The sequence below is a fragment of the Hydrogenophaga borbori genome, from assembly GCF_003417535.1.
In the GTDB taxonomy this organism is placed as follows: domain Bacteria; phylum Pseudomonadota; class Gammaproteobacteria; order Burkholderiales; family Burkholderiaceae_C; genus Hydrogenophaga; species Hydrogenophaga borbori.
The window spans coordinates 235,600-249,175 of record NZ_QVLS01000006.1 but is presented as its reverse complement, the minus strand read 5'-3'; the positions used below and the strand labels follow the sequence as shown (position 1 = coordinate 249,175).

20 protein-coding genes are annotated in these 13,576 nt (G+C 70.4%); 8 read left to right on the top strand and 12 right to left on the bottom strand.

Going from position 1 to position 13,576, the window contains the following annotated elements; genetic code table 11:
- Positions 1-23 precede the first annotated feature (23 nt).
- The 5 genes from DY262_RS11775 to DY262_RS11755 are packed head-to-tail and all read left to right on the top strand — an operon-like array spanning position 24 to position 3,496.
- Positions 24-1,670, top strand: coding sequence for a monovalent cation/H+ antiporter subunit D (locus tag DY262_RS11775; RefSeq protein ID WP_116959076.1), 1,647 nt, complete (start codon positions 24-26; stop codon positions 1,668-1,670).
- Entirely contained in the window at positions 1,667-2,215 is a 549-nt protein-coding gene (locus DY262_RS11770) for a Na+/H+ antiporter subunit E (RefSeq protein ID WP_116959067.1), read from the top strand. The genes DY262_RS11775 and DY262_RS11770 overlap by 4 nt, the downstream gene beginning before the upstream one ends.
- Before the next feature lie 58 nt (positions 2,216-2,273).
- Positions 2,274-2,552 carry a K+/H+ antiporter subunit F gene (locus DY262_RS11765; RefSeq protein WP_116959066.1) on the top strand — a complete coding sequence of 93 codons (279 nt, stop codon included), beginning with the start codon at positions 2,274-2,276 and terminating at the stop codon, positions 2,550-2,552.
- The gene (locus tag DY262_RS11760; protein ID WP_116959064.1) at positions 2,549-2,899 is read left to right on the top strand and encodes a Na+/H+ antiporter subunit G; all 351 of its coding nucleotides are present in this window, start codon (positions 2,549-2,551) and stop codon (positions 2,897-2,899) included. Before DY262_RS11765 ends, DY262_RS11760 begins: the two co-directional genes overlap by 4 nt.
- A gap of 36 nt (positions 2,900-2,935) precedes the next feature.
- A complete protein-coding gene (locus DY262_RS11755; RefSeq protein WP_116959062.1) occupies positions 2,936-3,496 on the top strand; it encodes a hypothetical protein in 561 nt (186 codons plus the stop codon).
- Between the two features lie 18 nt (positions 3,497-3,514).
- Here the strand turns inward: DY262_RS11755 and DY262_RS11750 are convergent, their stop codons facing one another.
- Entirely contained in the window at positions 3,515-3,970 is a 456-nt protein-coding gene (locus DY262_RS11750; protein WP_116959060.1) for an AAC(3)-I family aminoglycoside N-acetyltransferase, read from the bottom strand.
- Between the two features lies 1 nt (position 3,971).
- Complete coding sequence (cadR, locus tag DY262_RS11745; protein WP_116959058.1) at positions 3,972-4,409, bottom strand: Cd(II)/Pb(II)-responsive transcriptional regulator; 438 nt, start codon at positions 4,407-4,409, stop codon at positions 3,972-3,974.
- A gap of 129 nt (positions 4,410-4,538) precedes the next feature.
- On the opposite strand from cadR, the gene DY262_RS11740 reads away from it, so the two are divergent.
- Both DY262_RS11740 and DY262_RS11735 read left to right on the top strand, forming a co-directional pair.
- Positions 4,539-4,685, top strand: coding sequence for a YnfA family protein (locus tag DY262_RS11740; RefSeq protein ID WP_116959056.1), 147 nt, complete (start codon positions 4,539-4,541; stop codon positions 4,683-4,685).
- Between the two features lie 84 nt (positions 4,686-4,769).
- On the top strand, positions 4,770-6,068 hold the full coding sequence (locus DY262_RS11735) for an NAD(P)/FAD-dependent oxidoreductase (RefSeq protein ID WP_116959054.1): 1,299 nt from the start codon (positions 4,770-4,772) through the stop codon (positions 6,066-6,068).
- Positions 6,069-6,083: 15 nt separating this feature from the next.
- Here the strand turns inward: DY262_RS11735 and DY262_RS11730 are convergent, their stop codons facing one another.
- From DY262_RS11730 to DY262_RS11690, 9 genes are all read right to left on the bottom strand, one after another.
- Positions 6,084-6,713, bottom strand: a complete 630-nt coding sequence (locus DY262_RS11730) for a LysE family transporter (protein ID WP_116959052.1) — start codon at positions 6,711-6,713, stop codon at positions 6,084-6,086.
- A 90-nt stretch (positions 6,714-6,803) separates the two neighbouring features.
- Complete coding sequence (locus DY262_RS11725) at positions 6,804-7,274, bottom strand: hypothetical protein (protein WP_116959050.1); 471 nt, start codon at positions 7,272-7,274, stop codon at positions 6,804-6,806.
- A 176-nt stretch (positions 7,275-7,450) separates the two neighbouring features.
- Positions 7,451-7,702: a translation initiation factor IF-1 gene (gene infA, locus DY262_RS11720; protein ID WP_035622498.1), complete on the bottom strand. Its 252-nt coding sequence runs from the start codon at positions 7,700-7,702 to the stop codon at positions 7,451-7,453.
- A gap of 180 nt (positions 7,703-7,882) precedes the next feature.
- The gene (gene minE, locus DY262_RS11715; protein WP_070399603.1) at positions 7,883-8,143 is read right to left on the bottom strand and encodes a cell division topological specificity factor MinE; all 261 of its coding nucleotides are present in this window, start codon (positions 8,141-8,143) and stop codon (positions 7,883-7,885) included.
- A 3-nt stretch (positions 8,144-8,146) separates the two neighbouring features.
- The gene (gene minD, locus DY262_RS11710) at positions 8,147-8,962 is read right to left on the bottom strand and encodes a septum site-determining protein MinD (RefSeq protein WP_116959048.1); all 816 of its coding nucleotides are present in this window, start codon (positions 8,960-8,962) and stop codon (positions 8,147-8,149) included.
- Between the two features lie 31 nt (positions 8,963-8,993).
- Positions 8,994-9,755 carry a septum site-determining protein MinC gene (minC, locus tag DY262_RS11705; protein ID WP_116959046.1) on the bottom strand — a complete coding sequence of 254 codons (762 nt, stop codon included), beginning with the start codon at positions 9,753-9,755 and terminating at the stop codon, positions 8,994-8,996.
- Between the two features lie 306 nt (positions 9,756-10,061).
- A complete protein-coding gene (locus tag DY262_RS11700) occupies positions 10,062-10,670 on the bottom strand; it encodes a Spy/CpxP family protein refolding chaperone (protein ID WP_116959044.1) in 609 nt (202 codons plus the stop codon).
- A gap of 46 nt (positions 10,671-10,716) precedes the next feature.
- Entirely contained in the window at positions 10,717-11,199 is a 483-nt protein-coding gene (cueR, locus tag DY262_RS11695) for a Cu(I)-responsive transcriptional regulator (RefSeq protein WP_116959042.1), read from the bottom strand.
- Complete coding sequence (locus DY262_RS11690) at positions 11,199-11,396, bottom strand: heavy-metal-associated domain-containing protein (RefSeq protein ID WP_116959040.1); 198 nt, start codon at positions 11,394-11,396, stop codon at positions 11,199-11,201. The genes cueR and DY262_RS11690 overlap by 1 nt, the downstream gene beginning before the upstream one ends.
- A 160-nt stretch (positions 11,397-11,556) precedes the next feature.
- Here DY262_RS11690 and DY262_RS11685 point away from each other — a divergent pair, with 160 nt between their 5' ends.
- Entirely contained in the window at positions 11,557-12,138 is a 582-nt protein-coding gene (locus tag DY262_RS11685) for a hemerythrin domain-containing protein (protein WP_116959039.1), read from the top strand.
- Between the two features lie 2 nt (positions 12,139-12,140).
- Here the strand turns inward: DY262_RS11685 and DY262_RS11680 are convergent, their stop codons facing one another.
- Positions 12,141-13,505 (bottom strand): transaminase, encoded by a 1,365-nt coding sequence (locus tag DY262_RS11680; protein WP_116959038.1) that lies wholly within the window; start codon positions 13,503-13,505, stop codon positions 12,141-12,143.
- Between the last annotated feature and the right edge of the window lie 71 nt (positions 13,506-13,576).

Sequence of the window (13,576 nt, the reverse complement as noted above, 5' to 3'; positions counted from 1 at the left end):
ATGCGCCGCGCGGGGGTGATCCGATGATCGCCGCCACCGAACACCTGCTGGTGGCGCCCGTGTTGCTGCCGCTGGGCACGGCCGCGCTCATGCTCATGCTGGGCGAGGGCCGCCGGCGCACCAAGGCCGCGATCAACACCGCCTCCACCGCGCTGGGCCTGGCGCTGGCGATCTGGCTGCTGCTGCGCGTGCAGGCCGGCGGCCCGGCCGCCTTTGGCGTCTATCTGCCGGGCAACTGGCCGGTGCCTTTCGGCATCGTGCTGGTGGCCGACCCGCTGGCCGCCTTCATGGCGGTGCTGGCGGGGGCGGTGGGCCTGGCCGCGCTGCTCTATGCCCTGGCGCGCTGGCAGCACGCGGGCGTGTACTTCCACGTGCTGTTCCAGCTGCAGCTGATGGGCCTGTACGGCGCCTTCCTCACGGGCGACCTGTTCAACCTGTTCGTGTTCTTCGAGGTGCTGCTGGCCGCCAGCTACGGCCTGCTGCTGCACGGCGGCGGCATCGCGCGCGTGCGCGCCGGCCTGCACTACATCGCCATCAACCTGTTCGCCTCGCTGCTGTTCCTCATCGGCGTGGCCTTGCTGTATGGCGTCACGGGCACGCTGAACATGGCCGACATCGCCGACAAGCTCAGCCTGGTGGCCGATCGCGACCGCGGCCTGCTACACGCGGGCGCGGCCATCCTGGCCATCGCCTTCCTGGCCAAGGCCGCGCTGTGGCCGCTCAACTTCTGGCTGCCGCCGGCCTACGGCGCGGCCAGCGCGCCGGCGGCCGCGGTGTTCGCCATCCTCACCAAGGTGGGCGTGTACGCCGTGCTGCGGCTGTGGACGCTGTGCTTCCCCGCCGACGCCGGCAGCTCGGCCGGCTTTGGCGGCACGGTGCTGATCTGGGGCGGCCTGGCCACCCTGGCCTTCGGCGCCATCGGCATGCTGGCCTCGCAGCAGCTCAACCGGCTGGCCGGATTCAGCGTGATCGCGTCCTCCGGCACCTTGGTCGCGGCCATCGGCTTCGACGCGCCCGCGCTCAGCAGCGGGGCGCTGTTCTACCTGGCCAGCTCCACCCTGGCCGGCTGCGCGCTGTACCTGCTGGTGGAGCTGCTGGAGCGCGCGCGCCAGGTGCCGGAGGGCCCGGAGGACTGGGACGACGGCAACTACGCGCTGCCCGCCTTCCTGGACGCCGAGCCGCCGCGCGGCATCAACCTCGACGACAACGAGGAAGAACTCATCGGCCGCGCCATTCCGGCCGCGCTGGCCTTCCTCGGCGTGGCCTTCACCCTGTGCGCCATGGTCATCGCCGGCCTGCCGCCGTTCTCGGGCTTCGTCAGCAAGCTGGCCATGCTGGGCGCGCTGCTGGAGCTGCGCGGCGCCGCCGCCTGGACGCTGTTCGCGCTGCTCATCGTGTCGGGCCTGTTCGCGGCCATTTCGCTCATGCGCGTGGGCATGCGCCACTTCTGGACCACGCAGGACCGGCCCGCGCCGCGCCTGCGCGTGGCCGAGACCCTGCCCATCGCCGCGCTGCTGGGCGCCGCCCTGCTGATGGTGGGCCAGGCCGAGACCGTGCTGGGCTACACCCGCGCCACGGCCGACTCGCTGCACGAGCCGCAGCGCTACATCGACGCGGTGCGCGGCGCGATCACCGTGCCGCACCCCAGCGTTCGCGGAGGCACGCCATGAAGCGCCTCACCGATGCAGCGCCGCCCGCGGCCCCGAAGCGGGCGCCTTCGGGCGTCCGGGCGGCGATCCTGCCGTCCCCCTGGCTGTCGCTGGGCCTGTTCGGTGGCTGGCTGCTGCTCACACGCAGCCTGGGCTGGGGCCAGATCGGGCTGGGCCTGCTGGTGGCGGTGGTGGTGCCGCTGCTGATGGCGCCGCTGCGCCCCACGCCCGGCCCGCTGCGGCACTGGGGCACGCTGATCCGCCTCATCCTGCGCGTGGGCGGCGACGTGGTGCGCTCGGCGATCGACGTGGCGCTGGGCGTCGCGCGCTCGCGGCGCGAACCGCCGCGCGGGCGCTTCGTGGTGATCCCGCTGGACCTGCGCAACGTGCACGGCCTGGCGGCGCTGTCCATGATCACCGCCGTCATCCCCGGCACCGTGTGGTGCGAACTCGCGCCCGACTGCGCGGCGCTGCTGCTGCACGTGTTCGACCTGGACGACGAGGCGGCCTTCATCGCCCACTACAAGGCCGACTACGAACTGCCCCTGAAGGAGGTTTTTGGATGAGCAAGGCACGGCCGCCCGAAGGGGCCCGCACCGCGGCGCGCTGCGCGGAGGTGTCCCCATGAGTTCCCTGCTGACGATGGCGATCACCGCCACGGTGGTGATGTACCTGCTGGCCATGGGCCTGGGCCTGGCGCGGCTGCTGCGCGGCCCCAGCGCGCAGGACCGCGTGCTGGCGGTCGACTTTCTCTACGTGGTGGGCATGCTGGTGATGCTGGTGCTGGCCATTCGCTACGACAGCGACATGTACTTCGAGGGCGCGCTGCTGATGGTGCTGTTCGGCTTCGTCGGCTCGGTGGCGCTGGCCAAGTTCCTGCTGCGCGGGGAGGTCATCGAATGAGCGCCGCCGACATCCCCCCCTGGACCGAGATCCTGGTCGCCGCGCTGCTGCTGGCCAGCGGCGTGGTGGTGCTGGTGGCGGCGCTGGGCCTGTGGCGCCTGCCCGACTTCTTCCTGCGCATGCACGCGCCGGCGCTGGCCTCCACGCTGGGGGCCTGGATCGTCACGCTGGCGTCCATCGTGCACTTCACCGCGCACGCCGAGGGCCTGGCCCTGCACGTGTGGCTGATCATCATCGTGCTGTCCATCACCGCGCCGGTCACCACCATCGTGCTGGCGCGCGCGGCGCTGTTTCGCCGCCGCCAGGCCGGCGACCCGCTGCCTCCCCCATTGGCGGGACGGCGCTGACCGGGCGCGCCCGGCTTCAGCGCAGAATCGCGACCCATGGCACTCGACGATCCCGACGGCACCCCCCAGCGCCTGGCGCTGGGCTCGGGGCTGGACGCCCTGCCCACCGAGCTGCACCGCCTGGTGCTCACGCTCAACCTGGCCGACGGCAGCGGCGAGGGCCTGGGCCGCTGCGTGGAAGACCTGCTGCACCTGTCGGACAACACCATCCGCGTGGAGCAGCTCACCGCGGGCGTGTACTTCGCCTTCAGCGGGCTGGACCGCGACCCGCGCCAGGTGCACACCATCCCCGAGTGCCGCGACATGCTGCGCGCCCTGCACGAGCGCTGGCCGTACTGGCTGCACTTCCTGGCGCCGGTGCCCGAGCTGTGGACGGTGCTGCTGCTGTGCCTGCTGCCGCTGGGGCCGGGCGTGCGCCTGCCCAACGGCCGCATCGGCCACGAGCTGGACCGCAAGGCCCTGAAGAACCTGATGCTGGACCTGACGATCGCCCTCAACGACCTGCACGAGCAACACAAGGTGAAGCTGGCCGACCGCCAGCGCATCTTCAAGGCCGCGATGCACGCGATCGAGCAGGCGACCGGCTCGCGGGTCTGAGCCCCCCGGGCCGCGCGCTCAGTCCAGCGGCAGATCGAAGTGCATGACGTCCTCGCGCGCACCGAGCTTGGTGTACAGCGCGATCGCGGGCTCGTCGCCGTGGTCGGCCTGCACGTACACCACCCAGGCCCCGCGCTCGCGCGCGATGGCGCGCAAATGGTCGATGAGTTGCGTGGCGATGCCCCGGCGGCGCTGGGCCTCGGCCACCGCCAGGTCGTACAGGTAGACCTCGCGGCGGCGGCGTTCCAGCTTGTCGAGCTCGTAGGCCACCAGGCCACCCACCACCGTTTCGCCATCGAGCGCCACCAGTGCGATCAGGCCAGGGCGGCCCAGGGCCTCGCGCGCCCAGGCTTCGTCGGGCGGGGCGCCCGTGTAGGTCTCGTCGTCGCCAAAGGCCACGGCGAACATCGCGTTCAGGCGCAACAGCAGGGCGTGGTCCTCCGGTCCGAGCCGGCGCAGGGTGGGGGCCGCCATCTCAGGCCCCCGCCGCCTGGGCGTGGCAGGCGCAGGCCTCGCCGTGCGCGGCCGACACCAGCTCGTCCAGGATGCCGCAACTCGAGCCGTCCTCGCCGTCCTGGCAGCGCTCGCGCAGGCGCAGCAGCTGCTTTTCGAGCGCGCGCAGGCTCTTGAGCCGGGCGCGCACGCGCGCCAGTTGCTCGTCCACCAGGCCATCCACGTGGCGGCAGTGCGAATCGGGGTCGTCCAGGAAACCCAGCAGGCGCTGCACGTCGGCCAGGGGCATGTCCAGCGCGCGGCAGTGGCGGATGAAGGCCAAACGCTCCAGGTGCTCGGTGGCGTAGTCGCGGTAGCCGTTGTCGCGCCGCGCGGGCTCGGGCAGCAGGCCCTGCTTCTCGTAGTAGCGGATGGTTTCGATGTCGACGCCGGTGGCGCGGGAGAGGTCCTTGATCTGCATGGCCGGGCTCCTGGAGGCAGTGTGGCGGGCGGTGGCCGACACTGTAGCCACTTCAGGGTCGATTGGGGCATTTCAAGGCCCCGCGGGCGCTCTGGTCCAATCGGGACCGGCCCTTCGCACCCGGTCCCGATGAAAACCCTGCTGCTCTATACCGCCACCGCCCTGGCCGGAATCCTCGGCCGCTTCCTGCCCCTGCTGTGGCTGCGCCAGCAGGCCGCCGGCTGGTGGGCGCTGCCGCTGGCGGGCGTGGCGCTGATCGCGTTCCCGCCGCGCTGAGGCCACACGCGCGCCAAAGGGCGGCGGCGGGCCTTTGGCATGATGGGCCCAGTGCGGCGCCCTTTTGCCGCGAAGGACCTTGGCATGAACCACCCCATCGTGATCGTCGGCGGCGGCGCCGGCGGCCTGGAACTCGCCTGCAAGCTGGGCCGCCAGCTTGGCCCCGAGCGCGTGACCCTGGTCGACCGCCAGCTCTTCCACATCTGGAAGCCCTCGCTGCACGAGGTGGCCGCCGGCACGCTGGACATCCACCAGGAGGGTCTGTCGTACGAGATGCTGGCGCACGACAACCGCTTCACCTTCTGCCTGGGCGCGTTCAAGGGCCTGAACGCCGGGCAGCGGCTGATCACCGTGGACGCGGTGCGCGACGAGCACGGCGAGCTGCTCATCCCCGAGCGCACGCTGGTTTATGGCCAGCTGGTGCTGGCGCTGGGCAGCACCGCCAACCATTTCAACGTGCCCGGCGCGGCCGAGCACACCATGTCGCTCAACCAGCCGGCCGACGCCGAGCGTTTCCGCCAGCGCATGCTCAAGCTGCTGACGGCGGCCGAGCTGCGCAAGAGCGCGGGCGTGGAGGCGGCGGTGCGCGTGGTCATCATCGGCGGCGGCGCCACCGGCGTGGAGCTGGCGGCCGAGCTGCGCGAGGCCAGCCAGGTGCACACGCGCTACGGCTTTCGCCGCCTCGACGGCCTGCGCGACGTGCAACTCACCCTGATCGAGGGCGCGGACCGCATCCTGGCGCCGCTGCCGGAGCGCGTGTCGGCCTCGGCCACGGCCCTGTTGCGCGAACGCGCGGTGAACGTGGTCACGTCCTGCCGCGTGGCCGGCGTGACGCCCGACGCCGTGACCGACACCGAGGGCCGGAGCTTTCCCGCCGACCTGGTGGTCTGGGCCGCGGGCATCAAGGCGCCGGCGCTGCTGGGCGAGCAGGGCCTGCCGGTCACTCGATCAGGCCAGGTGGAGGTGGAACCTGACCTGCGCGTGAAGGGCCAGGAGGCCATCCATGCCCTGGGCGATTGCGCGGCCTGCGCCCTGCCGGGCGGCGGCCTGGTGCCGCCGCGCGCGCAGGCGGCGCACCAGCAGGCCAGCTACCTGGCCAAGCGCCTGCGCCAGCTGGCCGAAGGCCGTCCACCCAGCCCGACGCCGTACCGCTACCACGACCACGGTTCGCTGGTGTCGCTGGGCACCCAGAGTTCGGTGGGCAGCCTCATGGGCAAGCTGTTCGGCCCGAGCTGGTTCGTTCAGGGCCTGCTGGCGCGGGTGATGTACACCAGCCTGCACCTGATGCACCACCAGGCGGTGTTGGGCACGGCGCGCACGGCCACGCTGGCGGTGGCGCGCTTCCTGGTGAAGCGGGCGACACCGCTGGTGAAGCTGCACTGAGCGGTGGGGCGGCGCTCAGGCGCTGCGCTTGAACATCGCCAGCAGGCCGCCCGCGACCACGAACAGCGTGCCGAACACGCGGTTGAGCGCGCGGATGTGCGCGGTCGACTTGAGCGTGCGCAGCAGGCGCGCGGCCAGCGCCGTGTAGCCGGCCATCACCACCAGGTCGGTGAAGCCCAGGGTCAGACCAATCACCAGGTACTGCGGCGCCAGCGGCTGCGCCAGGTCGAGGAACTGCGGCACCACGGCCAGCAGGAAGACGGTGCCCTTGGGGTTGAGCGCGTTGATGATCCAGCCGCGCGCGATGAGGTCGCGCGCGCGCCGGCTGGTGGCCGCCTCATCGCCGCTGGCCAGGGGCCGCGCGGGCGCGCGCCATTGCTGGATGCCCAGCCACACCAGGTAGGCCACGCCGGCCCATTTGACGACCAGGAAGGCCGTGCCGGACGCCGTGACCAGCGCGCCCAGCCCCACCGAGACCACCAGCATCTGCGTCCAGATGCCCAGCACCAGGCCCAGGGTGGTGAGGTAGCCGCGGCGGAAACCGTGCGAGAGGCCGGCGCTCATGGCGGCCACGGCACCCGCGCCCGGCGAGATGCTGATGGCCCAGGAGGCGGCGAAGAAGGCGAGCCAGGTGGCGAATTCCATGGTGGGTGCTCGGTGGGAAAGGCGAAGCCGGCAATGCTAGCGCCAGGCGGGCGGCCCCACGCCGCCGCGGGTCGCCGCCCGGGGCCCGATTCAGTGCAGGCGCAGCTTGAACTGCAGCACCACCGCGCCGTCCACGTCCTTCATCGAGGGAATGAGGCCCAGGTTGATACCGAAGCGCCGGCCTTCCAGGGAGGCCATGGGCAGGGCAGCGAAAAAGGTGCCGCCGCGCTTCATCGCCGGGTAGCCGTTCATGAGGCCGACCGCCGCGCCCAGCTTGACCGGGCCCAGGCTCCAGGGCTGCCAGTTGGCCGCCAGGTACTGGGAATGCTTGCCCACGCTGTTGTCGTAGACGCCGGCCATGTACGACAGCTCGGGCGAGGTGCGCCACTCGATGCCGAAGCCGAAGTTGCGCTCGTTGTGGTGCTTGCTGCGGTCGAAGTGGCGCGAAAAGCCGCCCACGTTGATCCAGATCTGGGCCGCCGGCGTGGCCGGCGCCGGAGGCGCTGCCTCATCCGGGGCGGCAAAGGCCAGCAGCGGCAGGCCCAGGGCCAGCAGCAGCACCGAACGGGCTGGGCACCGACCAGAAAAACGGGAGAAACGCACCCACATGGCTGACCTCGAACACGGCGGCTCCGGCGGAGCCCTGGCCATGTTCTCGGCCAATCAAGCGGTGCGCTGAATGCCGCCGATCGGGCGCTGTACGGCCCGACCGTGACATGCTGATGACTTTCTTGGTTTCAGCGGCGGCGCGGCGTCGCCGGACCGCGTCCTTCCAGGTGGCGGAAGTTGATGCGGCCCTTGGTCAGGTCGTAGGGCGACAGCTCCAGCGACACGCGGTCACCCGCGAGGATGCGGATGTGGTTCTTCTTCATCTTGCCGGCGGAATAGGCAATGAGCTGGTGCCCGTTGTCCAGGGTGACGCGAAAACGCGTGTCGGGCAGCACCTCGTTGACGATACCCATCATGTCGATCAGTTCTTCCTTGGCCATGCGGTTCCTTTCCAGAGACGGCCACGCGCCAACAAACCATCGCGCGACCGCCGGGCGGCCACGGGGCAGGGGTGCGTGAAAAAGGCCATCAGGGCGATGGCCAGCGGCAGGCCCGGGGCGGGAGTCCGGGCGGGGCGCGCTGCGGAGCGCGCGAAACCTGAGGATTCTACCGGCCTGGGCTCAACGGTGCTCGGGCAGCTCGATCTTGACCTCGAGCACGTCGAGGTTGTCCTGGCGCTCGAGCTGGACCTTGATGTCGTCGGGATTGATGCGGATGTATTTGCCGATCACCGCCACCAGTTCGCGCTGCAGCGCGGGCAGGTAGTCGGGCTCGGCGGCGCTGCGACCGGAACGCTCGTGCGCCAGGATGATCTGCAGGCGCTCCTTGGCGACCGAGGCGGTCTTTTTCTTCTCACCCAGCAGGAAAGACAGCAGGGACATGCCTTATTTCCCTCCGAACAGGCGCTTGAAGAAGCCGGACTTTTCGGCTTCGATGAAGCGCAGCGGCTTGTCCTTGCCCAGGAAGCGGTCGATCACGTCGCCATAGGCCTCGGCCACGTCGCTGCCCTTGAGGTGGATGGCCGGCGTGCCCTGGTTGGACGCGGTCAGCACCGATTCGCTCTCGGGGATCACGCCGATCAGCGGGATGCGCAGGATGTCCTGGATGTCCTGCAGCGAGAGCATCTGGCCGTCGGCCACGCGGCTGGGGTTGTAGCGCGTGATGAGCATGTGCTCCTTGATGGCTTCTTTGCCCTCGATGGCGCGGCGCGTCTTGCTGGACAGCATGCCCAGGATGCGGTCGGAGTCGCGCACGCTGGACACCTCGGGGTTGGTCACCACCAGGGCCTCGTCGGCGTAGTGCATGGCCATGAGCGCGCCGGATTCGATGCCGGCCGGCGAGTCGCAGACGATGTAGTCGAAGCCCATGCCTGAGAGCTCGTCGAGCACGCGCTTGACGCCGTCCTGGCTGAGGGCGTCCTTGTCGCGCGTCTGGCTGGCGGCCAGGATGTACAGGTTGTCGACCTGCTTGTCCTTGATGAGCGCCTGGTTGAGGTTGGCCTCGCCCTGGATGACATTGATCAGGTCGTAGACCACCCGGCGCTCGCAACCCATGATGAGGTCGAGATTGCGCAGGCCGACGTCGAAGTCGATGACCGCGGTCTTGTGGCCGCGCAGGGCCAGGCCGGTGGCAAAACTCGCGCTGGTGGTGGTCTTGCCCACCCCGCCCTTGCCGGACGTGACGACGACGATTCGGGTCATGGAATGGCTCCGTGGATTCGGTGGTTCGGTTTCAGGTGGACAGGGGGTCGATGACGAGGCGGTCACCGTCGGCGGTGCTGTGCAGGCGCACCTGGGCGGGCCGGCCCAGCAGGGCCTCGGGCAACGGCACCTCGCTGGTGCGGTACACGCCCGCGATGGAAATCAGCTCGGGCGCCATGGCCAGGGAAAAGATGCGCGCCTGCGCATGGCCGCGTGCGCCGGCCATGGCCTTGCCACGCAGCGGGGCATAGACATGGATGTGGCCATCGGCGATGACCTCCGCGCCGGGGTTCACCATGGCCATGACCACCAGGTCGCCGCCGCGCGCGTAGACCTGCTGGCCAGAGCGCAGGGGCTTGTCGATGACCAGGGCGCCCGGCGCAGGCACCGGCGGTGGCGGCGGCGCGGCCACCGGGGCCGCATTGGCGGACGGCGCCGGTGCGTGGCCCTGGCGGGTGAGCAGCGGTGCGTCGGCCAACGGCAGGCCGGCGGCCTGGGCGGCGGCGCGCTGGGCCTCGCTGGCCGCGTTCACGGCCACCGGGCGCAGGCGGTGCGCGCGCAGCAACTCGCTCACCTGCATCAGGTCGGGCAGGGCCTGCTCGCCACTCAGGCCTTGCAGGTCGATGAGCAGCGGGTCGTGGTCGAAAAACTCGGGCTGATCGCCGTAGCGCTGGCCGAACTCGCGGCGCAGCAACTCCATGTCGCCCGACTTGAGCAGCAGCGCCAGCAGCGGCAGGTGAACGCTCTTGAGATCGAAGCTGGCGGGCGCTTGGCCGCCGAGGGACACGGGCATTACGGAAGGCGGGCGGGCGAAAGCCGCGCAGTGTAGCAGCGGGTGCCAAGGCCTTTCGTGAGCAACTGTCACCAGACTTTGGAACAAAGCTGTGGGTAATTCTGGAACAAGCCATGACTTGTCCACAGAAGGAGCGGGTGACCGCGGTTTGTCCCCATTCACGACCCGCGTTCAGCCGGGTGCTTCACACAGACTTGTCAGGATCGAAAAATCCTTGTCGCCAAAGGACAAGGGGCGCTTGTCCACAGAAGACAGCGCCCCTTATCTACTACTACTAATTTAAGAAATTGATTCAGTAGGAAGAAGTCAGAGGCGGGGTTGGCGCGGTTCGCCATGGCCTTTGAAGCCCTGGCCGCCGTGTCCCATTCGGTCGAAACGCTCCATGGGGCCGCGATGGCCCACGTGGCGCATGCCGCCCAGGCCCATGCCACGCTGCGCGTCGAAGGCCTTTTGCTGCGGGGGCGTGAGCTGGGCGTAGAAGCGGCGGATCGCGTCGTGGCGTTGCGCCACCTGGCGGTCGCGCTCGGCCTTCATGGCGTCCAGGCGGTCCAGGCGTTGGGGGGTGCTGAGCTTGGCCCAGTCCTCGCGGTTGGGGCGTTCACCCGCGGGCTGGGGGGCGGGTTTCATCTTCGCGACGAAATCGTTCCAGGCCGCTTCCTGTTCGGGGCGCAGCTGCAGGCTGTCCTTCAAGCGGGATTGGTGCTCGGCCATCCGCTGCTGCAGGCGTTCCATGCGCTGGGCGTGGCGCTGCGGGTCGTGGCGGGGGGCTTGGGCCTGGGTTTGGGCGGCGCTGGCGGCGGCGGCCGGCTGGGCCGGTGCGCCAACGCCTTGGGCGACGGCGGTGAAGGACAGGGCCGTGATGGCGGTGGCAGCGGCGGTCACGGCAAAGGCGCGGCGGCTGAACGAGGGTTTCATGGGGCACTCCTTGGTACGGTGGGACCACCGGCTGGTGGCGTGGGTCTCACTGTGGGCGGGATCTGTGCAGCAAAGTGGCAGGCTCTGTGTGGTTCTTGTAAAGATCCTTGTCGGCGCCGCCGCCCAGGTCGTCCAGGATGGGGCAGTCGGGCCGGTCGTTGCCGGGGCAGCGGACCACCAGGTCTTCCAGGGTGCGGCGCATCGCCTCCAGGGCGGCGATGCGCTCGGCCAGGTCGCCGATGTGCTTTTGCGCGATGCGCTTGACGGTGTCGCTGCTGCGCCGCCGGTTGTGCCAGAGGTTCACCAGGTCGCGGATCTCGTCGAGCGTGAAGCCCATGTCGCGCGCGCGGCGGATGAAGCGCAGCGTGTGCACGTCGGATTCGGCGTACTGGCGGTAGTTGCTGTCGGTGCGCCGCACCTCGCCGAGCAGGCCCAGGCCTTCGTAGTGGCGCAGCATCTTGGGCGAGATGCCGCTGAGCTGCGCGGCCTGGCCGATGTTGACCGGCCAGGCGGTGGTGTGGGTGTCCATCAGCCCGCCACCGCGTAGCCTTCTTCGCGGATGGCCGCGGCGATCTTCTCGCGCGACTGGCTGCTGTGCACCTCGACGCGGTTCTGCGGCCGGTCGATGCGCACCTCGGCTTCGGGGTCGATCTGCTTGATGGCGTTGGTGACGCTGCGTTCGCAGTGGCCGCAGGTCATGCCTTGCACGGTGAAGGTCTGGTTCATGGAGAGGCTCCTGTGTTGGGGTAGAGGCATTCTCAAGCTTGACACGGTGTCAAGGTCAAGCGCACGGGTTTGGGGGCGCGGAGCGGCCTTGACCTGCATCAAGGCGCGTTCGGGCGCCGCGTGGGAAGCTGCGGGGGTTCCACCCTCGAGGAGATCCGCCATGAAATCCGACGCCCTGCGCACCGTCCGGGACGAACACGCCAGCCTGTCGGCGATGCTGCGCTCGATGCTGGTGATGATCGATCGGGGTCCCGAGACCGATGGCCCCGAGCGCTTTTTCGATGTGCTGCGGGCCATGCTGTTCTACATCGGCGAGTTTCCCGAGAAGCTGCACCACCCGAAGGAGTCGGACCTGCTGTTCCCGCGCGTGGCGCGCGCCGCGCCGCACACGCTGGAGACCATCCAGCGCCTGGAGAAGGAGCACATGGGCGGCGAGGACCGCGTGCGCGAGCTGGTGCACCTGCTGATGGCCTGGGAGTACCTGGGCGAGCCCCGGCGCCAGGCTTTCGTGGACGAGGCCCAGGCCTACGTGCGTTTCTACCTGGCCCACATGAAGCTGGAGGAGCAGGTGGTGCTGCCGGCGGCGGAGCAACTGCTGGACGAAGCCGACCGCCGCGCGCTGGATGCCGCCTTCTCCAGCCATGTGGACCCGCTGAGCCCCGAGGGCCAGCGAGACCCCACCTTCGATCGCCTGTTCACGCGGATCGTGCGGCTCGCGCCCTCGCCCGTGGGCGTGGGCTGAGGTCAGGCGGCGAGCGCCGCGAGCAGCTCGTCGAACACCGACAGCAGGCGTTCCACGTCGGCGGGCGTGGTGGCCGGGCTGGCGAGCATCATGCAGTGGAAGGGCGTGAGGAGCACGCCGCGGTTGAGCATGAACAGGTGGGTGAAGGATTCGAGCGCGCCCTGGGCGTGTTCGCGCACGTCCTGGGCCTGGCGCGGGGTGCGTGGCATGAACTGCAGCTCGAGACGGGCGCCGAGGCGCGTCACGGTCCAGGGCCGGTGGGCGGCGTGCACTCGCTTGAGCAGGCCATCCTGCAACAGCGCGGCGATGGCCAGCATGTGGGCGTAGTTGGCCTCGGTGTGCAGGTGGGTGAGCGCCGCCTCCAGCGCGGCCAGGGTCAGTGGATTGCCCGACAGCGTGGTGCCGATGCCGCTGTGGCCCTCGGGCGCGCTGTCCTTGGCGCGCGCCATGCGCTGCGCGAGCTCGGCCGTCACGCCATAGACCGCGCAGGGCAGGCCGCCGGCCACGGCCTTGCCCACCACCAGAGCGTCGGGGTTCAGTTCGTGGGCGCGCGCGTAGCCGCCGAGCGCGGTGGAGAGCGTGTGCGTCTCGTCCACCACGAACAGCGTGCCGCGGCGGCGGCAGAGCTCGCGCGCGACGGGCCAGAAACCCCGGTTGGGTGGCACCAGGCCGAAGTTGGTGAGCGCCGGTTCGGCCAGCAGGCAGGCCACGTCGCCGCGCGACAGCGCCGCCTCCAGCGCGGCCAGGTCGTTGAAGGGCACCACGCGGGTGAAGGCGTGGTGGTTGTGCACCTGGCCCAGCACCGAAGGGCGGCGCACGGTGGTGCCCGAGGCTGGGTCGAGGTCGACCAGGGTGTCGTCCACCGCGCCGTGGTAGCAGCCGTCGAACACCAGCACCTGGGGCCGGCCGGTGGCGGCGCGCGCCCAGCGCAGCAGAAAGCGATTGGCGTCGCTGGCCGACAGCGCCAGTTGCCACACCGGCAGGCCGAACACGCGCTGCAAGGCCTCGCCCACGGCGAGCGCGTGCGTGGACGGCAGCATGCAGGTGAGGCCGCGCTCGGCCTGCTGCGCGATGGCCTGCGCCAGCGGTTCGGGGCTGTGGCCGAAGAGGGCCCCGCTGTCGCCGAGGCAGAAGTCGCTGTAGCGCAGGCCGTCGGCACAGAACAGCGCGGCGCCTTGCGCTCGCTCGACGGCCAGCGTGGCGGGGCCGGGCCAGTCGCGCATCCAGTGCAGGGGCACGCCGAAGAGGTAGTGGGCGCGTGCCGCTTCGGCCTGGGCCATGGAGCGCGGGTGGGTGGCGATGAAGCGCTCGGATTCGGACCGGTGGAGCGCCGCGAGGCGCTCGGAAGGAATGGCGGAGGCGTTCATGGGGTCACTCTACGGCGCGGGGAGCGGTCCGCACAGGTCCAGTGACCGGCGGGCCTGGAGGACCGGCGCGA